At 46.8% G+C, this 25,321-nt stretch carries 21 protein-coding genes; 16 read left to right on the forward strand and 5 right to left on the reverse strand.

Translation table 11 applies throughout. The features are described 5' to 3' along the window. Positions 1–92 precede the first annotated feature (92 nt). The 7 genes from MHI48_RS01010 to MHI48_RS01040 all read left to right on the forward strand — a co-directional run bounded on the left by MHI48_RS01010 (position 93) and on the right by MHI48_RS01040 (position 8,001). Positions 93–1,406, forward strand: a complete 1,314-nt coding sequence (locus tag MHI48_RS01010; RefSeq protein ID WP_076329616.1) for an extracellular solute-binding protein — start codon at positions 93–95, stop codon at positions 1,404–1,406. Between the two features lie 147 nt (positions 1,407–1,553). Beyond that, positions 1,554–2,423 carry a carbohydrate ABC transporter permease gene (locus MHI48_RS01015; RefSeq protein WP_076210184.1) on the forward strand — a complete coding sequence of 290 codons (870 nt, stop codon included), beginning with the start codon at positions 1,554–1,556 and terminating at the stop codon, positions 2,421–2,423. 15 nt (positions 2,424–2,438) lie between these two features. Continuing rightward, positions 2,439–3,314 (forward strand): carbohydrate ABC transporter permease, encoded by an 876-nt coding sequence (locus MHI48_RS01020; RefSeq protein ID WP_017691224.1) that lies wholly within the window; start codon positions 2,439–2,441, stop codon positions 3,312–3,314. Between the two features lie 187 nt (positions 3,315–3,501). Further along, positions 3,502–4,143 carry a polysaccharide deacetylase family protein gene (locus MHI48_RS01025; RefSeq protein ID WP_076329617.1) on the forward strand — a complete coding sequence of 214 codons (642 nt, stop codon included), beginning with the start codon at positions 3,502–3,504 and terminating at the stop codon, positions 4,141–4,143. Between the two features lie 148 nt (positions 4,144–4,291). Beyond that, positions 4,292–5,545, forward strand: a complete 1,254-nt coding sequence (locus tag MHI48_RS01030; protein WP_076329618.1) for a mechanosensitive ion channel family protein — start codon at positions 4,292–4,294, stop codon at positions 5,543–5,545. A 191-nt stretch (positions 5,546–5,736) separates the two neighbouring features. Further along, complete coding sequence (locus MHI48_RS01035; RefSeq protein ID WP_076329619.1) at positions 5,737–6,981, forward strand: macrolide family glycosyltransferase; 1,245 nt, start codon at positions 5,737–5,739, stop codon at positions 6,979–6,981. Positions 6,982–7,146: 165 nt separating this feature from the next. After that, positions 7,147–8,001: an aldo/keto reductase gene (locus tag MHI48_RS01040; protein ID WP_076329620.1), complete on the forward strand. Its 855-nt coding sequence runs from the start codon at positions 7,147–7,149 to the stop codon at positions 7,999–8,001. A gap of 109 nt (positions 8,002–8,110) precedes the next feature. Here the strand turns inward: MHI48_RS01040 and MHI48_RS01045 are convergent, their stop codons facing one another. Further along, the gene (locus MHI48_RS01045; protein ID WP_083677570.1) at positions 8,111–11,284 is read right to left on the reverse strand and encodes an alpha-mannosidase; all 3,174 of its coding nucleotides are present in this window, start codon (positions 11,282–11,284) and stop codon (positions 8,111–8,113) included. 199 nt (positions 11,285–11,483) lie between these two features. Between MHI48_RS01045 and MHI48_RS01050 the strand changes: the two genes are divergently transcribed. Beyond that, complete coding sequence (locus MHI48_RS01050) at positions 11,484–12,407, forward strand: AraC family transcriptional regulator (protein WP_076329621.1); 924 nt, start codon at positions 11,484–11,486, stop codon at positions 12,405–12,407. A gap of 215 nt (positions 12,408–12,622) precedes the next feature. Here MHI48_RS01050 and pdxA read toward each other — a convergent pair whose 3' ends face one another. The 4 genes from pdxA to MHI48_RS01070 all read right to left on the reverse strand — a co-directional run bounded on the left by pdxA (position 12,623) and on the right by MHI48_RS01070 (position 17,847). Then, positions 12,623–13,624: a 4-hydroxythreonine-4-phosphate dehydrogenase PdxA gene (gene pdxA / locus MHI48_RS01055; RefSeq protein WP_076329622.1), complete on the reverse strand. Its 1,002-nt coding sequence runs from the start codon at positions 13,622–13,624 to the stop codon at positions 12,623–12,625. Then, a complete protein-coding gene (locus tag MHI48_RS01060; protein ID WP_076329623.1) occupies positions 13,621–14,916 on the reverse strand; it encodes a four-carbon acid sugar kinase family protein in 1,296 nt (431 codons plus the stop codon). The genes pdxA and MHI48_RS01060 overlap by 4 nt, the downstream gene beginning before the upstream one ends. 95 nt (positions 14,917–15,011) lie before the next feature. Continuing rightward, on the reverse strand, positions 15,012–15,998 hold the full coding sequence (locus tag MHI48_RS01065; protein ID WP_036616292.1) for a 2-keto-3-deoxygluconate permease: 987 nt from the start codon (positions 15,996–15,998) through the stop codon (positions 15,012–15,014). Positions 15,999–16,164: 166 nt separating this feature from the next. Next, entirely contained in the window at positions 16,165–17,847 is a 1,683-nt protein-coding gene (locus MHI48_RS01070) for a sigma-54-dependent transcriptional regulator (protein ID WP_076329624.1), read from the reverse strand. 228 nt (positions 17,848–18,075) lie between these two features. On the opposite strand from MHI48_RS01070, the gene MHI48_RS01075 reads away from it, so the two are divergent. The 8 genes from MHI48_RS01075 to MHI48_RS01110 all read left to right on the forward strand — a co-directional run bounded on the left by MHI48_RS01075 (position 18,076) and on the right by MHI48_RS01110 (position 25,196). Then, positions 18,076–18,294 carry a hypothetical protein gene (locus MHI48_RS01075; RefSeq protein WP_076329625.1) on the forward strand — a complete coding sequence of 73 codons (219 nt, stop codon included), beginning with the start codon at positions 18,076–18,078 and terminating at the stop codon, positions 18,292–18,294. A 306-nt stretch (positions 18,295–18,600) separates the two neighbouring features. Beyond that, on the forward strand, positions 18,601–19,305 hold the full coding sequence (locus MHI48_RS01080) for a PspA/IM30 family protein (protein WP_076329626.1): 705 nt from the start codon (positions 18,601–18,603) through the stop codon (positions 19,303–19,305). Positions 19,306–19,341: 36 nt separating this feature from the next. Beyond that, positions 19,342–20,373, forward strand: coding sequence for a hypothetical protein (locus MHI48_RS01085; protein ID WP_076329627.1), 1,032 nt, complete (start codon positions 19,342–19,344; stop codon positions 20,371–20,373). Next, positions 20,370–21,170 carry a YgcG family protein gene (locus tag MHI48_RS01090; protein WP_076329628.1) on the forward strand — a complete coding sequence of 267 codons (801 nt, stop codon included), beginning with the start codon at positions 20,370–20,372 and terminating at the stop codon, positions 21,168–21,170. Before MHI48_RS01085 ends, MHI48_RS01090 begins: the two co-directional genes overlap by 4 nt. Before the next feature lie 77 nt (positions 21,171–21,247). After that, entirely contained in the window at positions 21,248–22,291 is a 1,044-nt protein-coding gene (locus MHI48_RS01095) for an SPFH domain-containing protein (protein ID WP_076329629.1), read from the forward strand. Between the two features lie 244 nt (positions 22,292–22,535). Beyond that, positions 22,536–22,766, forward strand: coding sequence for a DUF896 domain-containing protein (locus tag MHI48_RS01100; RefSeq protein ID WP_340937329.1), 231 nt, complete (start codon positions 22,536–22,538; stop codon positions 22,764–22,766). Between the two features lie 145 nt (positions 22,767–22,911). Further along, positions 22,912–23,868: a ring-cleaving dioxygenase gene (locus MHI48_RS01105; protein ID WP_405142778.1), complete on the forward strand. Its 957-nt coding sequence runs from the start codon at positions 22,912–22,914 to the stop codon at positions 23,866–23,868. Positions 23,869–24,107: 239 nt separating this feature from the next. Beyond that, positions 24,108–25,196 (forward strand): low temperature requirement protein A, encoded by a 1,089-nt coding sequence (locus tag MHI48_RS01110; RefSeq protein WP_405142780.1) that lies wholly within the window; start codon positions 24,108–24,110, stop codon positions 25,194–25,196. The last annotated feature ends 125 nt before the right edge of the window (positions 25,197–25,321 follow it).

Raw genomic sequence — 25,321 nt, forward strand, 5'->3', positions numbered from 1 at the left:
AATCGATGCCTGTTTTCTAAATGGAGAACAACGCACAGTTCGCCTAAAATATGGGCTAGAACGAACTAAAACACATAGGGAGGTCCATAGAGATGAAAGCGCTATTAAAAAAATCAGCAAGTCTAATTCTGACTCTGGGAATTGTAAGCAGTCTGGCGGCATGTTCATCCGGTTCGTCCGGTGGTACACAGGGGGAAAGTAATGGCAAGATTAAGCTGACGCTATGGGATCAATCGGTTGGCAATACCGATCCTTCGGCCAAGCTGCTGCCCGAGATTGTTGAGAAATGGAACAGCGAGCATCCGGACATCCAGGTTGAACGTACGGGCACGACAGGAGAACAGTACAAAACCAAAGTCAAAACATCGATTGCAGCCGGTGAAGCGCCAGATCTGTTCTATGGCATGGGTGGCGGCAGCTTCATGCAGCCGTACATCAAATCCGGCAATGTGCTGGAAATCTCAAGTTACCTGACGGACGATATCAAAGAACGAATGGGTCCGGGTATGGCGGAGGCCATCAATATGGACGGCAAAATCTACACATTGCCCGTGTACACACATATCGCCAACCTTTACGTGAATACGGAACTGTTCGAGCAGGCGGGTGCCAAGATTCCGACCACCTATAACGAACTGCTGGATGCGGTCTCCAAGCTGAAAGCGGCGGGGATCACCCCGGCTGTGATTGGAGAAAAGGACCGCTGGCCGGGCATGTACTGGTACGACATTATTGCGATGCGTCAGGCAGGCAATGCTGCGGTGATGGAAGCCTTTAAAGATCCGTCGAAATGGGATTCGCCCGACTTTGTAGCCGCCGCGACCAAAATGCAGCAGCTTGCACAAGCAGGAGCATTCAACAGCAGCATGTTCAGCATGAGCTATGACGAGATGCTGGGGGCATTTAATGCAGGCAACGGGGCGATGATGTTCCAGGCCAACTGGGTGAATGCAGGAGTTGAGGACCCGTCCTCCGCTGTCAAAGGCAAAGTGAAAGTGATTCCGTTCCCGGTATTTGAAGATGGCAAAGGCACAAATACCGAAATCTTCGGCGGAGCCGTCGATGGTTTCTACATCAACCAGAATACCAAGCATTCGAAGGAAGCCGTGGAATTCCTCATGTATCTGAGCGAGCAGCTTGGTACACAAGGTTTCCTGGCTGGAGCCGGCCTGCCAAGCTGGAAAACAGATACACTCGACACGTCCAGCCTGTCCTCCCTAGATTTGTCTGCGGCAGATATTATGAAAACGGCGACCTCATTCATCGCGTGGTGGGATAACATCCTGCCAGCGGAGTCTGCCGAAGCGCACAAAAACCTGATTGCCCAGCTGCTTGCCGGTGATGTAACACCGGAGGAGTTCTGCAAACAGATGGCAAAGCTCAAACCAACAGAGCTGAGCCTGTAGGACGCGCAGGTTAATATACGCGCAATTGCAACCCTTACATGTGTAAGCTCGTGAGCTTGCCAAGTTGAAGCCTGTTAACAATGAAGATGAACCCAAACAAGGCGTGGTCCGGTATATCCCGGTCACGCCTTTGAGAGGAGAACAACAATGAACTCTGTATTTTCCAATAAAGGCACGATAGCCGTCTTTGTACTGCCCACCCTGATTCTGTTCTGCGGAATTGTGCTTATTCCCATCTTTGTCTCCAGTTATTACAGTCTGCTGGACTGGAACGGCGTAGGCAGGGGTACATTTATCGGCTTGGACAACTATGTAGAGATGTTTAAGGATACCCGTGTGCTGAATTCGATCAAAAACTCCCTGTTATTCGCGGGTGCTTCGGTGTTCATTCAACTGCCGATCTCGTTGGTGCTCGCACTGATTCTGGCGTCTAACGTCAAGGGGGAAGGCTTCTACCGGACCGTGTATTTCATCCCGGTGTTGATCTCAACGGTGGTTATTGCCCAGTTGTGGTCAAAAATCTACAATGCCGATTATGGTCTGCTGAACGTGCTGCTGCAAAGTATCGGCTTATCCAGCCTGGCACAGGACTGGCTGGGGCAGAAGGACACCGCCTTGGCGGCATCGTTTATTCCAACCTTGTGGCAGTACGTGGGGTATCACATGTTGCTGATGTATGCAGGAGCAAAGTCCGTGTCTCAGGATGTGCTCGAAGCGGCTCGAATGGATGGTGCTTCCCGTATTCGCACGGCGTGGTCCATTATGATCCCGCTGATGAAGCCAATTCTGAAGGTGAGTCTTGTTTTTTCGGTCATCGGCGCATTCAAGGTGTTTGACCTGATCTATGTGCTGACAGGTGGCGGGCCATTTTACACCACTGAAGTGCCAAGCACGCTGATGTACGCTACCATTTTTGATACGTTCCGGTACGGATATGGCAGTGCAATCTCGGTCTTTATCATTGTGGAGTGTCTGGTGTGTACGATCCTCATTAATTCATTGTTTAAAACGGAGTAGAGGGAGGCATAAGGCATGAGTACCGTAGAAGTTATGTTGCAAAAAAAGCCCAAGCCGAGGTCCATCTCCGGACCGATCGGGAAAGTGTTCCTGCAAGCGTTTCTGATCCTCGTCGCGATTGTGCAGATCTACCCGCTCATCTGGCTGGCGCTGTTCTCCCTGAAAGATAACAGTGAGATCTTCAGCGGTGATGTAGCCGGGTTGCCCAAAGCATTTCTGTGGAGCAACTACACCAAAGCAATGTCCGATGGCCATGTGCTGACCTATTTTATGAATAGTGTGCTGGTTACTGCGGCCTCCATTGTCTTGGTACTGATCCTGTCCTCCATGACGGGTTACGCAATCACGAGAATGAACTGGAAGCTCAGCGGGTTGACGATGACCATTATTTTGCTGGGCATGATGGTGCCGATTCATGCGGCGCTGCTGCCATTGTTTATTATTTTGAAGAATCTGAGCCTGCTCAACAGCTACTGGTCTCTGATCATTCCCTATGTGGCATTTGGCATTCCGATGGCGGTATTCATTCTGGGCAGTTTTTTCAAAGGTATCCCAAGAGAGATGGAGGAGTCGGCGGTTATCGACGGCTGCGGCATATACCGGACGTTTTTCTCTATTATTCTGCCTCTGGTAACCCCGGCTATATCAACGGTAGCCATCTTCACATTTCTGTCCTGCTGGAATGAGCTGATGTTTGCGGTCACGTTTATCAATAACACGGCTTACCAGACATTGACGGTGGGCATGATGTCGATGGTGGGAACGTACATTACGCAATGGGGTATCATTGGTGCTGGACTGATGATTACGACGGTGCCAACGGTGGTCATCTATCTGCTGCTGAACAAACAGGTGCAGAAGAGTATGATCGCAGGTGCAATTAAAGGTTAGCTGGAGGCTGGACTGGAGGGCGTGTCGGTAAAAGGCTCGATGCTTGCTTGCTGTACTCTCTTTCTGGTAGATATCGGCTTGATTCGGTATTTCGCAAGGTGTGATCTCTGGACTAGACCGCGTCGTATAGACATGGAATAATAAGGGGGTATGTAGCCAGGCAGTTGCAGAGAGGGGTCATTATAATATGGTCAATATCGCGATGGTAGAGCAGGAGTCTGTTCGGGAAAAGGTTGTGGCGTTCACATTTGATGATGGACCGCATCCGGTGTATACACCTCAAGTGCTTGAGATTTTCCGCCGTGCCGGTGGGCAGGCAACGTTTTTCATGATTGGCCAAGAGATAGAGAACCACCCGGAGATTGCGGCGGAGGTGCACCGTGAAGGGCATGAGATTGCCAACCATACGTACGCGCATCCAGATCTGACCAAGTTGACGCTGGAGGAAGCCGGGGAGGAGCTGCAACGCGCAGAACGTCTTGTTCAAGAAGTTACGGGGCAACCTGCCCGCAACTTCCGACCGCCGTATTTTGGCGTAAACGATGATATACTGTCTTTGGCAGCGGAGCGTGGATATCGCACGATTGGTGCGGTCAACGGGGATGCGAGGGATTGGGACAATCCCGGCGTTGAGCACATTCTGGAGCATACCCGGTCGGCGGTGAAACCTGGCAGCGTGCTCATATTCCATGACGGTTACGGGGATCGTTCCCAGACGGTGGAGGCGGTTCGTGTGCTGGTGGATGAACTGGTCGCGGAAGGGTACCGTATGGTCACGGTGAGTGAGTTATTGGACATTTCTAGTGAGCATGATGAAAAGACGACATAATTAAGTGGACCCATCATTCTTTGAATGACAGGGTCCTTTTTTAATATATATAATACATAGGAAGAATGAAGTGGAAGCACAAACTTTGCTTGCCCTCTCAAACTACTTTATAATAATAGGCTAAACTAGATTATGTCAGGAGGAAACAATGGACTTTATCAGAAATCAACTAGAAGAACTCGGCATGAGTGGACCCTCCATTGGTTATCTTTCAAACATCATTATGATTATTTTTATAGCAGTGATCTCGATATTGGCGAATGTGATTGCCAAGCGAGTGGTACTGAAGACGGTCCATCGTATCGTAAGTAACAACCGTTTCAAGTGGGGCCATATTGTGGTTCAGAAAAATTTATTTCAGAAGCTGTCGCATCTTGTGCCAGCCATTATAATCTATTATTCTGCTTATATTTTCTCGCCCTATCAGGCCATAATTGAAAAATCAGCAATGACCTATATGATTGTTATCATGATTACGGTTCTGAATGCTCTGCTGAATGTCTTCGATGATATCTATCGTACCTATGAGGTGTCGAAGATTCGCCCAATCAAGAGTTACATTCAGGTAGCCAAGATTGTCCTGTTCATTATCGGGGGTATTATCGTCATCTCCAGCCTGATCGGACAGAACCCACTCATTATCCTTAGTGGACTTGGGGCGTTATCGGCGGTATTAATGCTCGTATTCAAAGACTCGATCCTGGGCCTCGTGGCGGGTGTACAGCTATCGTCGAACGATATGGTGCGTGTTGGTGACTGGATCGAGATGCCAAAGTATAATGCGGACGGTGACGTCATCGACATTACATTAAACACGGTAAAGGTTATGAATTTTGATAAAACGATTACGATGATTCCAAGCTACGCCCTCATTTCGGATTCGTTCCGTAACTGGAGAGGCATGCAGGTGTCCGGCGGCAGAAGGATTAAGCGGAGTATCTATATTGATATCAGCAGTATCCGTTTTTGTACGGAAGAGATGGTGGCTGAATTTGAGAAAATCCACTACCTGACTGATTATGTCACGGCAAAATTGAAAGAAATTCAAGCGTACAACATGGAGCACCAGGTCAACACTGAAAGCAACGTGAACGGCAGACAGCTCACAAACGTTGGTGTGTTCCGGGAATATATCCATCAATATTTGAGGAACCATCCAAAAATCAATAAAGATATGACGATGATTGTGCGACAATTAGCACCGGAAGATCGCGGGCTGCCTTTGGAAATCTATGCATTCAGCAATGATATTAACTGGGGTGTATATGAGAACGTTCAGGCGGATATCTTTGACCATATCTTCGCGGTGGCGTCAACATTTGGATTACGGGCCTTCCAAAATCCAACCGGACATGATATCGTGCAACTTAAAGAAAACAAACAATATTCGAGCGGATATTGAGATCCGAAGCACCGTAAAGGTGCTTTTTTTTATTCAAAAAGTGACATATTTACTATTTACAAAAATGGAAATAATTAATAGTATGTTTATATGGGTTTGATTTCCATATTCTATTTTTCTTTATCTTCTCAATCATATGGATATACAATGTACCGCTTTGATTGTTGGAAAATTTAATGGAGGTGAGTGCCGTGGCACGTGTATTAGTTGTGATGATCCCTGCAGAAGGCCATATCAATCCGTCGCTTGGATTAATCAAGGAACTGGTAGAGAACGGTGATGAAGTGGTCTACTGTTGTACCGAAAAATACCGGACGAAGATTGAAGTGTTAGGCGCACAATTTAAGGCCTATTCCTTCAACGAGGCAACCCTGCTCAACAACCCTGGTATGAAGCCATTTGAACTCAAACATCCTTACCAATTTTTATATATGATATTGAATAAAGTGATTCAACGCTTTATACCAGATGTTCTGAATCTGATCGAACTTGAAACCTACGATTATATCATTTTTGACTCCATAATAGGCTGGGGAGGACAAATTCTAGGTGAGAAGTTAGGTATACCAACGGTATGCTCAACCAGCACCTTTGTTTTTGTGGAGCCTCTTGGATCAGACAATCAACTGAAGGATGATACGGAGGAGGTCAAGGAGCTATATAACAGCATCGTGGAAATGTCCCAGCAAATAGCTTCCCAATTCGATGTGGCTGTACCTTCCCTGGCGGAACTTTCAGGGCATTCAGGACAACTGAAGATTGTCTATACAAGTCGTTATTTTCAACCCATGGGGGACAAGCTGGACGACAGCTTTGTGTTCACCGGCCCATCCATTATCCCACGCAAGGATGCGCCAGCTTTTGCAAATGAATCTCTGCATGCTCTTTATAAGCAGGTCGTTTATATTTCGATGGGAACCATTTTAAATAAAGATCTTGATTTTTATAAGCTTTGCTTTACGGCCTTTCGTGATTTGCCTGTGCAGTTTATCTTGTCTTCTGGGAAGGATACCGATATAGAGCCCATTGCTGATCTCATTCCTGATAATTTCATCATAAGACCCTATGTCCCCCAACTGGAAGTGTTGCAGTGTGTAGATGCTTTTCTGACACATGCAGGCATGAACAGTACCAGCGAAGCTTTGTATTACAATGTACCGTTAATCATGCTTCCGTTAACATCGGATCAGCCGCGTGTAGCAGGCCGGATACAGGAGTTGGGAGCAGGGGTCATCGTGGACAAAAATAACCTTACACCCGATGTGCTTAGAAACGCAGTATTAGAAGTGCTCGGTAATGCCTCTTACAAGGAGCATGCTGAGGTTATTGGGAAAACGTTACGCGATGCTGGCGGGTATAAGCAGGCTGCTATGGCTATTAAGAACTTTATAGGCAATCAACCGTTATCGGCCACGCCCATCTCTTCGTTTGAATGAAAAGGAGACCGCTCTTCATGAGAGTTAGAAGAGGAAGCCGTCACCCGACTAAAACGGAGTGGTGACTTCCAATTGATTCAAGCGCGTATGGAGGGGTAGATAAACGGAGAGGGGCATTATTTTTACCATATTGTTTGTATACCTTTTGCAAAGGAGAGTCTTCAGATGAATCATCAAATTCCGGAATATACATTGAACGATGGCTTGAAAGTGCCTGCAATTGGATTTGGTACCTATAGTTTAAAAGGTGAAGAAGGCGTTAAATCGATCGCGTCCGCAATGGATGCGGGTTATCGATTAATTGATACGGCGTATAACTATGAGAATGAGGCAACGGTGGGCAGAGCAATCAAACAAAGCTCCATCGCCAGAGAAGATCTACTCATTTCCTCGAAGCTGCCGGGGCGTTATCACGCTCATGATAAAGCACTTGTGGCGATCCAGGAATCCCTGTACAGAGCGGATCTGGATTATTACGACCTGTATCTGATTCACTGGCCCAATCCGAAAAAGGACATGTATGTCGAGGCATGGCAAGCGCTGATCGAAGCTAAAAAACGTGGATATATCCGATCCATTGGAGTCAGCAACTTCCTGCCTGAGCACAATGAACGGCTGATTAAGGAAACGGGGATAGCGCCGAGTCTGAATCAGATTGAGCTGCATCCGTTCTTTGACCAAGCCGATCAGCGGGAACAGGATACAAAGCATGGCATCGTGAACGAATCCTGGAGTCCGATTGGACGTGGCAATGATGCCGTACAGGATATTCTGAAGGATGAGAACATTCTTCGGATTGCGGAAACGCATGGCAAAACGCCAACCCAGATCATTCTGCGGTGGCATGTTCAGCTTGGTTCCATTCCCATTCCGAAAGCCGGCTCCTTGCAGCATCAACAGGAAAATATCGATATATTCGATTTTGAGTTGAGCACAGAAGAGATGCAGGTCATCTCTGCATTTAATCGTCCAGATGGACGTTTGTGGGATCAGGACCCAAGCGAGTACGAAGAATTTTAAAGAACGACAAATGAAGGGCTGCTCTCATGTCAGATATGACAGGAGGCAGCCCTTTATTGTTGAAGCATAGTAAGCATTGTTGCAGTTTTTCATGTTGCGTAATTTCTGTTTACTGTTCAGCAGGGATACGGAAGGTCAGAATCTCATACGGTTTGATATCAAAAGAAATTCGACCATTTTCCACGGCGCATTCCGCTTCGTTATTCTCGAGCAAATCACACGCGTACGCCGTAGCACCTGCTCCCTCAGGCAATTGCAGGGAAGCGCGGCTGCGGCGGCCATGTGCTTCGTAGACTCGGATGATCATATCATCGTTGTTCTCGGCTTTTTTGATAACCTCCAGCACGACATTATCCTGATCGACCGATGCAATTGACCATGTTCCCGGCAACGTACCGGTTTGCGGACTTACTTCACGGGCAACCAGCGGACGGTTGAGATCATAAGCAGCTTGGATGACACGTCCCTCACGGAAGTCGCCCTGATGCGGATAGAGCGCGTAGGTGAATACGTGCTGCTCTTTGTCGGCATTTTCATTCGGGTACGTTGCACTCTTGATCAGTGACAGTCGCATCACCGAGTTATGAATATCATATCCGTATTTGCAGTCGTTCAGCAGAGCAGCACCGTACCCGTTCTCCGCCAGATCGGCCCACTTCTGCCCGCATACTTCAAACCGGGCTTGATCCCAGCTCGTATTACGGTGGGTAGCACGCTCAACGTTGCCGTACTGGATTTCGTAGACGGCCTTTTCACTCCAGATATCCAGCGGGAAAGCGGCTTTCAGCAGCAAATGCTCCTGCTTCCAATCCACAAACGTACGGAAATCAATCCGGCGCGTGTGCGCATAGAAGATGATCGTTTGCTCAATGACCGAGTCCAGGAACTGTCGCTTCACTTGAAGCATGGAACGTACCGGTCCACTTTCAACCCACTCCAGCGACTGCAGGTCATTAATCTCCCACATATGCTGTTCATAATAATCGTCAATGTTCCATGCCTCGTATTCCGCAGGTCGATCCTCGAACACTTGCAGCACGTTACCACGCTTGCCAGACTGGAGCAGCTCACGGCCCTCCAGCTTGTCCCATACGGATGTGAACTCGGCACTTTCATTCATGTGAATATCGTACCAAGGTGTGTGGATATGGCGCCGATCTGCTTCCCACTGTGCAACCGAAACTCCCGCGACAAGCTCGTCTGTTAGATCTGGTGTGATTCGGAAAGATTTATACCCGGATGCAGGCACGTTCTCTGCAAGGAACACGAGGCCTCCCTCGGGAGTCCGCTGGCTTGGTACAGGGCGATCTCCATCATAGACGGTTACTTTTCTCGCAAAAGCAGGCAGTTCAACCACATCCGTCCGTACAAATCCGGTCGTGTTGAATACTACAATGGCTTCGCCATCAGATGTAATTTGGCTTGCAATGCCGTTCAGCGCACTGTCTTTCAGCTCATCCGTGACACGCAGAACTTCTTCATATTGCTTCTTGGAATCCACATATACCTGCTCAATGGAGCTGCCCGGGAGAATATCATGGAACTGGTTCAGCATCGTCAGCTTCCATGCATGCTCCAGTGCATCGGTTGGATAGGCCGCCTGTGCATTCGCCTGACGATGAATCATGGCATACAGCTCGGCATCGGCCAGCGCAAATTCACTATGACGGTTGTACCGTTTGTTACGCGCCATGGAAGTATAGGTACCCCGGTGATACTCCAGATACAGCTCACCCGACCAGCGAGGAACGGAAGGAACATCAGCCAGATTTTGCTCCAGCTTCTCGAAAAACTCGCGTACAAAGGTACGTTTCACCGCGGGTACACCAGGCAATCCAACATCAAGTCGTCTGCCATGCTCCAGCATCTCCTCAGTTGGTCCACCGCCGCCATCTCCGAATCCGAAACATTGCAGGACATCTGCATTGATGTTTTTGTTCTGGTATCGTTGCCACGTGCCTTTCACTTGCGAAGCATTAAATCGTCCATTATAGGTCGTCTCGAAGCGGCGCTGCCTGAAATCAGGATGTTTGTCATAGTCTGTTGCTGTGATAAAGTGGGTCAGGACCTCTGATCCGTCGATTCCTTTCCAGTACATCGTATCGTTTGGAATCTGGTTGGTATCATTCCAGGCAATTTTGGTTGTCATAAAATAATCAATGCCGCTCTTGCGCATAATCTGCGGCATCGCTGCACTATAACCAAATACATCCGGCAACCAGAGCACACGGTTCTCCACGCCGAATTCTTCCTTGAAGAAACGTTTGCCGTAGATAATCTGACGGATCATGGATTCACCCGAGATCAGGTTACAATCGGCTTCCAGCCACATTGAACCTTCCGCTTCCCAGCGGCCTTCGGCCACCTTTTCTTTGATTTTTTCATATAGGGACGGGTAGTCTGCTTTCAGGTATGCATACAGCTGGGGCTGAGAGGACATGAAGGTATACTCCGGGAACTTGTCCATCAGATACAATACACTCGCGAAGCTACGAATGACCTTCTCCCGAGTCTGATCCAGCGTCCACAGCCATGCCACATCGATATGCGTGTGTCCGATACAGTGCACGGTAGGGATGTGATCACCGGCAGGGCGGATATCACCATAGACATGATCTTGCAGATATCGGCGCGCTTCCAGTACCGACGCATGGAATTCTGCACTGTTTTCCTGGCGCAAATCCAGCAAATTCACGGCTTTATTCAGATGTTCGACCAACTTCAGGCGCTCCAGATCATCCTCACGCAGCAGATCCGCAGCATCCAGCGCAGCCTTGAGATCGTAATACAAATCGGAGACTTGCTGATGATGCTCGGCGATATATACATTTAGAAAAACATCCGCGGCAGACGTACTGCAATACGCATATAATGCCAGTTCGAATTCATCACCTTTTGCCGCAGCGGGTGTCAGGTCAATTTCCGTATGGTTCACGTCTAGACCGCAGATCAGTTCCCCATTGAGGAATGATAAGAATTGCGGATTATCGTAATTCCATATGTCATCAGCACCAGTAACGATGGTACACACGACCTTTTTTCCTTCCAGATGATCCGGGATTCGAATGCGGGTTTTAAAGCAGCTGTGTACATCTTTGCCACCCCAGCCATCACCCTTACGGAATACGTTCCAGGAGGAAGGGTCCTCATGCACCAGTTCCCAGGAGTGGTAACCACTTTCTTTATGATAAAGCTCAGGGATATATGTCTTTGAGGTTAGTCGTGCACGTTCCAAGTGTTTCACAATGGTATGGATTCGAGTATATAAGGAATTCATTTTCATGTTGGTTTCCCACCTTGGTTTGTAGTAAGTACAGGCTGTAGTCGTTGTTGGAGTGATAATAATGCAAGCGCTAACATATCAACTCTATCATAACAAAAGAGAAATGGGCGAAACTATGTATTGTATGCTGAAAATAACGTCTTTTTATTGCATTTCATGCTAAAATAAAATCATTAGAATCAGGATAGGGGGCATGTCCATGACACCATCGGTTCTGGCATACGAGCAAGGATATGCGATCCATGTGAACCAGCCTGGAGATTCACTTTTTTATCATCTGGATTATGACGAGCGCTCCTATGAACTGAATATGGAATTTCAGCATTTCCATGATTTCTATGAAATCTGTATCCTTCTCGATCGCACAGCTGCGCACATCATTGAAGGCAGTTTATATGAGATCCAGCCTCTGGATATCGTTCTGTTGCGGCCTTCATTGCTGCATAAAACGCAATATCCGAAGGGTGCTCCGCCGAAACGATTGATGATCACCTTTGCCATGCCACGTAATACACCTGGTCTTGAGAGCGGTTACACAGAGCTGTTCTCGATTTTTGATAAACCGGTCCCGATATTCCGATTTACAGAAGAAAGACGCAAGGCGGTATTGAACCCTTTAAATGAAATCTATGCTCTATCACAGGATCCCTCCGCACTTCATTCAGTAGCGATCCATAGCAAGTTTGTTGAGTTTCTGTGTGCGATCCATCGATACTCGGCTGAGAATAGCTACGTTCGTGAAGAGACAGGTTCGTCTATGTCGCAGCGGATGTATGCCATTGCATCGTATATTCACAGTCATTATCAGAATGAACTGTCGCTCGAAGAGATCTCCAAACGGTTTTTCGTGAGTGCTCATCATCTATCCCGTCAGTTTAACAAAGTCACAGGTTTTACGTTTACCGAGTATATTCAGATGACCCGAATACGTAATGCCCAACAAATGCTCCTAAATTCTAACCAAAAAATCACCGAAATTGCTGCACAGTGTGGCTTCGCCAGCTTCTCTCAATTCAATCGAATTTTCAATAAACTGAATGGCATGTCACCGAGCGCATATCGCCGTAGCAGACATTCACAGAGTGAGCGTGAACTGATATCTTTGGGTAGTCCTGAGCGCTGATTGAAGACAGAGATAATCTGGGGATGTCAGTGGAGATGTGTTGCATAAATCGCGACAGCCAAGAATGTATAGAGGACTAATAAAAAAGGCAAACCCTCTAAGTTACAAAGGGAATGCCTTTTTCTGTTTCCTTCTATATAAAGATACGTCTACCTGGAGATGGTCCTCCTGACCAGACTCACTCTCTCAATCATGTTCCCGTATGACGGCTATTCTTAAACGTGATCCTTCGGCGCCAGCTCAATAGCAGAGCGGATGGCAGCCAACATGCTTTTATCATCGGCGATATTTTTGCCAGCGATATCAAAGGCCGTACCGTGGTCAACGGATGTACGGATGATACCGCCTTTCAGACCAACGGTGATGTTCACGCCTTCTTCAATGCCCATTACCTTGATCGGTGCATGGCCTTGGTCGTGGTAGCAAGCTACAACGATATCGAAGTCACCGCGACCAGCGCGGAAGAAGAGTGTGTCCGCCGGGAGTGGACCAACGACGTTAATGCCTTCCTGCTGTGCACGCTCAATGCCGGGCTGCAGTTTCTCTTCTTCTTCTCCATTACCGAACAAGCCGTTCTCTCCAGCATGAGGATTGATTCCGCATACGGCAACGCGCGGATTCTCAAAGCCTGCTTTTTTCAACGTATCATGAGCAAGCTTCACGACGGTGTAGGTTCTTTCCGGGTTAATACTTGCAATGGCATCGATCAGACCCATGTGTGTTGTCAGGTGAATAACGCGCAGATTCGGCGTGGTCAGCATCATCGAGAAGTCTTGTGTATCCGTCAGGTCTGCCAGAATCTCGGTGTGCCCCGGATACAGGTGCCCGCCCTGATGAAGAGCTTCCTTGTTCAATGGCGCGGTGCAGATGGAGTGAATCTGCTGTTTTTTGGCAAGATCAATGGCTTTGGCGAGAAACTGGAATGCTGCATCTCCAGCCACGGCAGATACTTTACCGTATTCCAGATCCGCAGGAACGAGGTTCAGATCAATCACATCCACAGTACCGAATTCATACTTGGCTTCAGAAGGCTCTTGAATCGCGTTAACGTTCAGACTTGAACCGATGACAGGCAACACACGCTCCAGAATCTTTGCATCACCGATAACGAGTGGATTGCACTGATCGTACATTTCTTGATGACCCAGTGCTTTCATAATAATCTCCGGTCCAATACCTGCTGCGTCGCCCATCGTAATTCCAATTGTAGGTTTCATACGAGAATACCCCCTTTTAATTTTTGAATCGCATGGATAAAGACATCCGGTTTACCGAATCCGCCTGCTTTGGTAATCACATGCAGATCATCAATCCCTATAAACTTGGAGATCGGCACGCCGATTTCAAGCTCATCCAGCAACTCGAAGCCGCTAATATTCCATTTCAGACAGATTTGTTTAGCTGTATCACCGCCGGTCATGGATACCCCTTTGAAAAGTCCCTCTTCCAGCAGTCTGGCACAGATCTCACCCATCGCAAGTACAATCTCGTTGCTGACTTCCGTGTGATTGAGACCACGAATTTCGCCCGTTGCTCGTGCCAGTTCGATATCCACCTGTTCAGCGGTGGAGTAGAGGACAACATCTTGTCCTTCCAGCGCTTTGTCTCGAACCTCGTTATAGACACGTTCCATCTCTTCCGCGCGGTCTGCGGTTGCGGATACCGCTTTGAAAGAATGGAAGGAGACTGAAGCTACGCGGGACTTGCGCATCAAGCGATGCAGCTGCTCTCGGGAGTTTTTGTTCACGCTGCCGACCACCGTTAGGATTGGACCGGGATTCTCCGGGATATCAAGTGACGCAGCCCTGGATTCCAACTCGTAATGTGCGGGGAGGTAATTGGCAATGCCCGCCGAACCTGCCCAAGTAAACGTATACTCCAACTCGCGAGTCATCTGCAGAATCAGTTCCAGATGTCTTTCTTCGGTGGAGTCCACCATTACATACGGGATATTCTTTGTTTTCAACTGCTCTAGCTTGGTGCGAATATGATTCTGCCCGGCTTCCAGATCGGCGACGGTGATCTCGCCAACTTCGTACTTGGTCTGTTGTTTCAACAAGTCCGGAAGGTAGGAAATCGTTACAGGTGTCTTCGGATCATGGGCAATTTCAGTATCTGCCAGCGGAACGCCGTTCAGGTAATGGATTCCTTCCAATATCGTCCGGTTATTTTTTGGATAACCCGGGGCAATCATCATAAAGTCCGGCTTTACGACATCATATACAGCATCAATCTCGATGCCGATATTACCACGCATGGTGGAGTCCATTTTTTTGAAAATCGTCTCAAATCCGTTGTTCGTCAGCAATTCAGCAGCCCGATATACACGGTCATACGCTTCCTGCGAGGATATGGAACGACTATCTGTATCAAAGACGACGGCATCGTAACGTGTAAGAGGGCCTTCATCTATATTAAAAAGAACACTGGTCTTCAAGCCATGACGGGCAAGCTGCACCCCGCTGTCATTGGCACCGGTCAAATCATCTGCAATAATGGCTAATTTCATGCAGTCATCCCTCCTTGTAAGCACAATTTAATAAAAAGTCCGTTCAGATTATCCATTAAGCACAGATTAAGCAAATTAAATCAGGTGATACCCATTTATGTGGTTGGTCGTTGATTGTATTTCTCGACTCCGCCTGATTTCTCCAGTCGTTTGGAGAGGAACCCGATGAAGATCGGCAACAGGATGGCTGTTGTTACAACGCTCGCTGCAATTTGTACCGTAGCAATCTCGGCAATCGGGCCAAATGAAGCATTAGCAGCCACGATGGCAGCAGGTGTACCTACGGCATTCCCGGCTGTTGAACCTTCGGAAGCACCCACGATGGGGTTCCAGCCGATGGCTTTAAAGAGCAGGAAACCGATTCCGCCCGTTAATAACACGGTTAACACACCCAGTAAAATTCCGCTAAGACCACCTTGAATGATGGAGGAGAAGCTAATGTTCATACCCAGAGCAAATGCAAAGAACGGAACAAGTTTGTCACTGCCTTTATGCAGCCATTCCGCCAGATTGCGGTCCAGATTACCAATAATGACACCAACGATGAGTGGAAGCAATACCGCAACAAAGGCCATAGGGGAAAACATACCGTTTGCAAAACCCATCGCACCAAAGATGGAGAGCGCTACCATGGTCAGGAAAGGACCATCACTGAGAGCGAGGAAAGGGTAGGCTGCTTTGTCATCTTCTTTCCCGTATTGGCCGGCGAGAGCAATGTACAAACCGCCATTAGAGTTAGTCATCGCAGCAATAATGGCAAGCGGGGCCAGACCGAGAAATAACCCGTTTGAATCCGCGAACAAAATAGCGATAAAACCAAGGGCTGCACCAATCACCCATTTGAACGTAAGCAAGGTCAAACCTTTGCCGACAGAGGAACCTGCTGTTTTAAACGTAATCTGTGTACCCGCAATGAACAGGAACAGGGCAATCAACGTACTGGCACTGTTAACAAAAAGTGCTTCCGTGAATCCGCCAATGCGCAGGGCATTCGGGAAGAATGTATTAATGGTTGCACCAAGTAACAGGGGAACGACCATCATACCGCCAGGGATGCGATCTAAAGTTGCTTTAATGTTCATAGTAGTAGCTCCTTATGAAGTAATCGTTTTTATGAAGCGCTTGCAGGGATTATATTATCCCATATCGTTTAATATAGCAACAATAAATTATTGTAAATTTCAAATACACAGTTAACTGTTTAAAAATGCAACACATAAAAGCGATAAAAAAGACGCAAACTTAAAGTTAATCTTTAAGTTTGCGCCATAATGTGGCCCGGTTAATCCCCAGACGCTCTGCGGCCTTTGATTGATTGTTATTTTCCTCCTGAAGCACGAACTGAATAACTTCTTTCTCAATCTCCTTCAGCGTACCGTTCAACTTCATTGGGCTTGAAGAAGGTTGCTGATCCAGCAAGCGGGACAAGGTAGCCGTGGTGATTACATAATCTTGTTCGTTGAGTGCAGCCTGCTTGATCAGATGTTTCAGCTGGTTGACATTCATATGTGTGATCTGATCTTGGATCAGCTGTAGAGCATCTTCTTTGATTCTCACCGCAGTAGTTCCGTATTTGTGGTAGTAATCCGTCAGGAAATGTTGCATCAGTGGAGCCAGATCCTCTGGTCTATCCGCAAGATTTGGCATCATGATTGTATTAAGCTCCAGATCAAGTGACCACTGCGGGTTCATTATCTGTTCCCCGAGTATAAACACCCCAATCTGATTTTGAAGGCAGCTCTGGATAAAGGCGAGCAACTCCGGATCTTCCATCCGTGTTTCCATGTGGTTAATCTCTACATTTCTAACCTTGGCGAGTGGTATCTTGTGCAAATGACCGGGCGGAACTTGCGAGAGATCCATCTGTAATAAGAGTCCGCCACCTGAGTACATCTGATGAATATGTTTGACCAGAAAAGATTTACCGGAATCTGCTTCACCCCGCAGATAGATCGGTTCATGATTCTCGTAGAGTGCCCGAATGTTCTGTAATACCGCCTGCATGGCAGGGGATTCGGCAACGATAGGCTCCATCGATGCGTCCGTAAACGTTGTTATGCCGAATTGTGCAAAGGCATAGGGTTGTCCTTTTTCCAGCATATATACCTTGTAGTTCTTGTTGTCCAGGGTCGTTTCATAGGCGTTAACCGTGAGCTGGTAATCGTCCACCATGAACACATTTTGGATCTGGGATTGATGGAACTCCAGACTGGTATTGGTCAGATATATGTGATTATCGGTCAGCGGATTTTTCCCAAAATCGGTCAGGTTCTCGAATACAACTTCATTCCGTTCATTTAAAATAAGTAAATTGGGATGTTCCCGTGTAACCAGGTCATTCAGGATGATCGATATCGCATGATTTTTGCTCAAATAACGGTAGACCAGCTGTGCATCCTCCATCGCTCTAAGGATGGATTCCTGTCCGGATTGGATTAACAACCCCTCCAGACCGTAGGTCTTCGCGGTGTTGACGGTGATCACATCTCCGACAATCTGTCGGTACCCGGAAGCTTTCAACTCCAAGAGTAATCGGGCGACATCTTCCGAGCTATGTATGGTATAGACCTTGAGGGGCAGATCCATCAGATCAATAATCGATTGTGCACCAGAGGTGATGTTGGAGAAGCCAACAATGGCTGTTTGGCCGTTAAACTGGCTTGCCAGTGTAAGTGAACGAATCATATCATAGCCCGATAACTGCACATCAATGACGGGAATGGTCACTGCTTTTTTAATGAGTTGGGCGGTTCCGCCGCGGCTGATGATAATCTCTGCACCGTTTTTCTCAGCTTGAGTTGCTAATTCCACACCGTTTGCCAAGTCGCCCACGTCCGTCTGAATGGTTAACTGGGGAAAGCGAGGAATGCACTCTTGTATAATAGGAATCATCGATTCGTAGGGAGCAATAAAGTGAACCAGTGTACGCATAATTTTCCTGCCTTTATAGAAAACTTTGATCCCCTTATTATAGCCAACTTACGAAGGAATGGCACCTATGGGGGAACCAGCCCTGTTGTGTCTGCAAAATGCCTGTGTGTTATGCCTTCATAACTCTCCGAGTGGAATGTGATGAAGTGCACTGAATCGAATCGTTATGTATTTCAAAATTAATGCATAATTGCACACGATAAGTATAGAGAAATGAGGAGATTTCATATGGGAGACATTCATAAAGTAGCTGAGCCGGATCACATCATTAAGGATGTTGTCGGGAAGTTCCCGTGCAGAGTGCTGTGGAGTGAAGGCCGTCCATGTCTTGAGTACCAGAGGGAAGAGGATGTGGCGTTAATAACCGAATACGTCCATAAAACGTATAACGTTGAATTATTGGATGTGTTTTTCACAGCGGTGGAGAGCCTTCCGGTTGAGCCATAGATTAGGTAGGGATTTGTGGGATAGGAGCAAAGGACTAAAGCCCATAATACCGATCCAAATCCGATCGCAGATGAAAGTATGCAATTCATTAACGAACTGTGATTGAGGAAGAATGATACTGATAATTATGAGTGATTTTTTTGATTATAAGGCGACACTATAAAGTGCTCGTCTTTTCTTATATTACGTTTTATAGTACGTATTTGGATCATAGTAACTCCACTTGCCATCGTGAAATGTGAAACGTATGTCTCCGTATTCATGTATTATAGTATACATATGAACTTTTCGGAGGAGGAACAAGTAATGGGAATCTTATCGAGGTTTAGAGACGTGATGAAGGCCAATGTGAACCACATGTTGTCTCGGGCGGAAGACCCGGAGAAGAGTGTGAATGAATATATGCGAAGCCTGAGCAGTGATCTGGGTCAGGTGAAGGCTGAAACGGCAGCGGTGCTGTCGGATGAGAGCCGGGCGAAGCGAGCATTGGATGAGTGTAGCGCCGAGGTCAAGAAATTACAGCGGTATGCGGAAAAATCAGCGGAGTCGGGAGACGAAGACAAGGCACGTGGTTTTCTGGAGAAGAAAGTGAAGCTGGCTGACAAATTGAATGAATTACAAGCCGCCTATGAACGTGCTTCCGCCAAAGCCAAGATGATGAAGCATATGAACGATAAACTGGTTGCAGATCTGGGGCAACTGGAAGCGCGACATGCAGAACTGAAAGGTCGCATGGCAGATACAAAGGCGCAGCAACAGGCCAACGAACGGAATGCATCTACGGGCAGAGCTGATGCTGCATTGAAGGCCATGGAAGACAAGGCGAATCAGGCGCTGAACGAAGCAGAGGCTTTGGCAGAACTTCGAGCTGGCGCACAGGAAGATGATTTGGACGAATTAATTGCCCAGTTGGAGAGGGACATGAACGCAGATGCGGGTAATAATGAGAATGCGTCGCCAAGTGCGGAGGAAGAACTCGCAGCGATTCAGGAAAAGCTGAAGAATAAGTAGTACGTTACACCATTTCGTTAACATTGAGGTGAGCAAATGCCGGTTATTGAATATAAATGTCCAAACTGCGGCAGTGGTATGATCTTTGACAGTGTGTCAGGTGCATTATCCTGCCCCAGCTGCGGCCGCCAGGACAACATAGAGCAGATTCCCGATCCCTTGAAAAGACAAGTATTCACCGAAAATGAGGTCAAAGAATACCACTGTAACAGCTGCGGAGCTGACATTGTGACAGAACCGGAGACCAGTGCGACGACCTGCAGTTTCTGCGGTGCAGCGGTTGTACTCAGTGATCGGCTGACGGGCAATCTGGCCCCTGCGATGGTGATTCCCTTTTCGATCAACAAGGATCAAGCCAAGCAGGCTTTCAAAAAGTGGTGCAAAAACGGCCTCTTAACGCCAAGTGGCTTCATGTCCGCCGACCGGATTCAGAGCATTACCGGCATGTACGTGCCGTTCTGGTTGTATGAGTTACATAACAAAATCGAAGTGCATGGTCGTGGCACCAAGGTCAGATCCTACACCCAGGGCGACTACCATTACACGGAAACACAGCATTTTGATATATACCGCCGAATTCGGCTGAATTACGTGAACCTGCCCATTGATGCATCGGAGAAAATGAAAGATGAACTGATGGATAAGCTTGAGCCTTTTCCATATAATCAGCTGAAATTGTTCAAGACCCCGTATCTGGCGGGGTACATTGCGGAAAAATACAGTTATACGGACGAGGAACTTTTCCCACGGGCCAAGGATAAAACGAGATCGTACATTGATTCTTATATTGCCTCAACTGTATCCGGATATACCAGCGTGAGCTACACGGACAAACAGATTGATACTAAGCTCAAAAATGCAGACTATGTGCTGCTCCCGGTGTGGATGGTCAACTATGACTACAATCGGGCACAGTATACCTTTGCCATGAATGGTCAGACAGGTAAAGTGGTCGGTAAACCGCCGATCAGCAAAGCTAAAGTGGCCGGATGGTTCGCAGGAGTCTCTGCGGTCTCGTTGTTGTCACTGAAGCTGGTTTCTTGGATGATGGGAGGTGGATTCTTATGAGAAAAAGAACCCCTCTGGCCGTGATGGCTACGCTCATTTTACTTATGATAACCCTTGTCGCTCCGTTGATTCCCATGTCATCGGCATCCGCAGCGGAGAGCAAAAATCTCATCTACGATGAGGCCAACCTGCTGAGTGAGCAGGAGATAAGTGAATTGAATCTGCTTGCGAATCAGTATGGCGCGGAACGGCAGACGGACTTTGTTATCTATACCTCCAATAACGAGGAGCATAAAAGTGAAATACTGCTTACCGAGGATTTTTATGACGATCAGGGATTTGGTTACGATAAAAAGCATGGAAACGCAGTTATTCTTACAATAGACATGTACAATCGGAAGATGTATCTGGCTGGTTTTTACAAAGGGGAAGAGTACATCGACAATGGCAGAGCCGATAAAATCACGGCCAAAATTGCCCCAGATGTATCGGATGGAAATTATAGATTGGCTTTTGAAAAATATTTGGAGCTCTCCTACGAATATATGGATCTTAAACCCGGGGTAAATCCGGATAATATCCTCTTTAAGACGTGGTTTCAACTTGCTGTATCCGTGGCAATCGGAGGAATTGTAGTTGGTGTAATGACCCATCGTTCTGGCGGGCGAGTTACTGTAAATCGTGCAACGTATGAGGATTCCAGTAATTCCAGTGTAATTGATCGTCAGGATCGGTACATTCGTACAACGGTCACCAAACGCAAGATTGAGAAGAACAATAATAACGGTGGCGGAGGCGGCGGTGGAGGAACCACCCGAGGTGGCCATTCCCATAGCGGTAGCAGCCGATCTTTCTAGCATCACGGACACTCGCAATAACTTAACGCAGGCATGATGACACACAATGCTTACTAATAGAAGGGATGGGAATTAGTATGGGATTTTTCAGAAATCAATTTTCGAATGTGGTGGAATGGGAAGAGTTCAGAGATGACATGATATTTTGGAAGTGGAGCAACCGGGAGATCAAGAAGGGGAGTAAACTGATCATCCGTGCGGGTCAGGACGCCATTTTCCTGAATAACGGTAAAGTGGAAGGCATTTTCGAGGACGAAGGTTCGTTCAATATCGATTCCGAGATCATTCCGTTTCTTTCTACCTTAAAAGGGTTCAAATTCGGATTCAACAGCGGCATGCGGGTCGAAGTCTTGTTTGTAAATACAAAAGAGTTCACCGTGCGCTGGGGCACACAAAGTCCGGTGTTGATTCCAACACCACAACTCCCGGGCGGGATGCCAATTCGGGCCAATGGTACATTTAATTTTAAAGTAAGTGACTATGTGACCCTGATTGATAAGATTGCAGGCATCAAGCAGAGTTATCTGGTGGAGGATGTCAAAATCCGAATCACTTCCGTGCTGGATCAGCTCCTAATGAAGTGGATTAGCCGCGAAGGGAAGGATATGTTCAACCTGCAGGCCAACGCATCGGATATTGCCAAAGGTATTCAGGAAGATCTGGATATGCAGATGATGGACATCGGCATTGGGATTACCGGTTTCCAAGTGATGAGTTTCAACTATCCAAAAGAGATTCAGGATATGATTACAAAGACCGCTTCGCATGAGATGATTGGTAATCTGCAAAAGTATCAACAGGTCAGTATGACAGACGGCATCTCATCCGGTAAAGTACAGGGCGGCGGCGCAGCTTCGGATATGGCTGGTATGATGATGGGTATGAACATGGCCAATGAAATGATGAAAAACATGAACCAGAACCAAGGCCAGAATCAGAACAACAATGCCAATTCGTCTTCGAATCAGAATGCTGACCAGAAACCAGCGGGAAATAGCAATGGTGATTCAGGTAACTCTTCATCTACAGAAGGCAACAAGAAGCCAAACTTCTGCCCGAACTGTGGAGCCAAAAATGAAGGAGCTAACTTCTGTCCGAATTGTGGTCAAAAGCTGGGCTAATCAAATAAATACATGTAGGGCTAGGTTCGTAGTAAGTGAAATTACTGCGGAGCTAGCCCTTTTTTGTGTGGGTGCATAGTTAAAGCAACATGGCGTAGAGTAGAGGAACGAGTGCGGTTATTTAATTTTGATAAAAGAGTTGACAACCGATCACAAATCATTTATCTTTAATTTAAGATATTTAATTTAAATATAAACAGCAACCGACAAATATCTTTAATCCATAACACAAGGAGAGATCAAGATGATTATCCCAACATTGACCAGAATAAATGAACTTTCAAGAAAAGCCAAAGAGGGCGGATTGACGGAGATGGAGAAAGAGGAACAGGTTCGTCTTCGCCAGGAATATCTGCAAACTTTTCGCGGTTCGGTCAACGACATTCTGCTGAATGCAACCATCTATGATCCAAACGGCGATGACGTTACTCCTGATAAATTGAAACAAAAACAGGCCAATCAAAATAACGACTAGAATACAATTCGCTAGATCATATATCTTAATTTAAAGATAATACAAACTTACTATAAATCAACTAACTAACTCATTTAACTAACTCGAATAACTATAACACCTACTCAATTTAAAACATGCTTACCAAACCAAGGAGGAATTAATCATGACTATTCAAACAGCAGGTATTCACCATATTACAGCTTTCGCAGGAGATCCACAGGCCAACGTTGATTTTTATGCCGGAGTTCTGGGACTTCGTCTGGTGAAAAAAACAATCAACTTCGATGCACCTGATGTATATCATCTGTATTTTGGCGATGAGCACGGAAGCCCAGGTACCATCATTACCTTCTTCCCATCCGCTGGATCACCACGGGGCAAAATTGGCGGAGGTCAGGTCGGCATCACTTCCTATGTCATTCCTCCTGGGTCGATTGGCTTCTGGCAGAATCGGCTGGAACAGTATAACATTGAGGTAACCAAAACAAGTCGCTTCAATGAAGACCTGCTTCAATTCGAAGATGGCGAAGGCCTGCGGCTTGAGCTTGTTGAACGGGAAGAGGGAGCAACCAGCACTTGGGCGCACGAGGGCATTCCAACAGATAAAGCAATCAAAGGCTTCGGTGGTGCTGTCCTGTTCAGTGTTAACCCGCAAAGAACGATGGATGCTCTTGAGAAAATTTTGGGATTTGTCAGAGTGAGTGAAAATGAAGAGTATGCTCGTTTCCGGTCCAGCGGGGATATCGGTAATGTCGTAGATGTACCAGTGACCCGTACGGCTCTGGGTATGGGCGGCGCAGGAACCGTGCACCATATTGCATGGCGCGCCAAAGACGATGAGGAGCATGCACAGTGGAGTGAAGCTGTACGTGATTATGGGTACCAACCAACTCCAGTTCGGGATCGTCAGTACTTTAACGCAATCTACTTCAGAGAAGCTGGCGGCATTCTATTTGAAATTGCTACAGATCCTCCGGGCTTTGCCAAAGATGAACCTGCTGATTCGCTTGGACAAAAATTGATGCTGCCAGAGTGGTTTGAGAAATACCGCCCTCAAATTGAGGACAATCTGCAACCGATCGTGGTAAGAACACTCGTACCTGCTACAGCTGCGAATTAATAAGAGTTCTAGAAAAAACCTGAAAAAGCGAAGCGTTCGCCTAAAAGCTTTCTGAAAGAAAGCTACATCGGAAGCATATGCTATCCCCGGATTTCCCCTTAGGAAAAGGGAATCGAAAAATCTGGGGATAACAGCGATTGGAGGGTTATTCTGTCATCGAAGTGTATGTGTGAATCATCTTTAGTTCAACTTATATAGCTGACGTTAGATTATGAGAAAAACCAAAGGAGCATTGAAGGATGATGGAGAAAAAGGTTACCTGGCTGGAGCTGTTTTACGATCTGCTCTTTGTAGCAGCGGTCGCCAAAGCGGGTCATGTCTTGTTACATGCCGAACATGGAGTAATTACGTTTGAATATTTAATGAAGTTTGTGCTTATTTTTATCCCTGTTTGGTGGGCATGGGTCGGTCAGACCTTGTTTATTAACCGTTATGGTCAAGACATCCTGATCCATCGAATATTCCTCATCCTTCAGCTTCTGTCCGTTATGGTCATGACGGCGAGTCTTTCTACCCATTTTGACCAATACTACTTGTCCTTCTTCATAGGATATATCGGCTCGCGGGCATTTACGGCGATTCAGTATCTGACGGCTCACAAGTCAAAAGGCGAGCATCAGCAGCGAGCGGCCCGTTATTTGGGTATCTGTTTCCTCATTGGCATATTGATCTCATCAGGTTCATTGTTCTTCGATTCCTGGCTGCGTTACGTGATTTTGTATGCGGGGATTGCCGTTGACATCGTACTTCCGTTGATTGGACGCAAAAATCTGGTGAAAGTACCGGTTCAGACCCATCATTTGTTGGAACGTTTCGCGCTCTTTACACTTATCCTGCTGGGTGAATCGGTGGTAAGCATTATCGCTGTGCTGCAAGCCGATCATTGGGATATGAAATCCATTCTGTTTGCCGCCTTTACGTCCATCTTTGTCATTGCGATATGGTGGCAATACTTCGACAACGTGGAGAAAAAAGTCAGCAAAGAGATTCAGACTGCCGGGCAAGCGATCATATACGGCCATCTGTTCATCTACATCTCTATGAGTATGATCGCTGCCTCAATTCAGCTGTTATATCAGAATCAGTTAAACTATGTGTTCATGCTGGGGTTTGTATTTGGATCAGCGTTACTGTATTTCTTGTCGACATCACTTGTGTTCCATCGTTACAGACACGCACATCTACGACTCCGGCCACGTCATCTGGCAGTCATGGTGGGGTTACTGGTGGTATTTGTCTTTGTGGATCTGGTCTACCGGGTTCCTGCTTATGTGATCATGGGCGAAGACATGTTATTCTTCTTGGTGTATGCGAAACTTACGACTTAATATGAGTAATATAAAATCAAGAAAAGTCACGGACAACAGGTGTCCGTGGCTTTTTATTATGCCGCTAATCCTGGACATTTTTTAATAATATAAATAAAGCACAAATCTAATTTAATTTCTTCTAT

This window comes from Paenibacillus sp. FSL H7-0942 (assembly GCF_045040715.1).
Lineage (GTDB): Bacteria > Bacillota > Bacilli > Paenibacillales > Paenibacillaceae > Paenibacillus > Paenibacillus amylolyticus.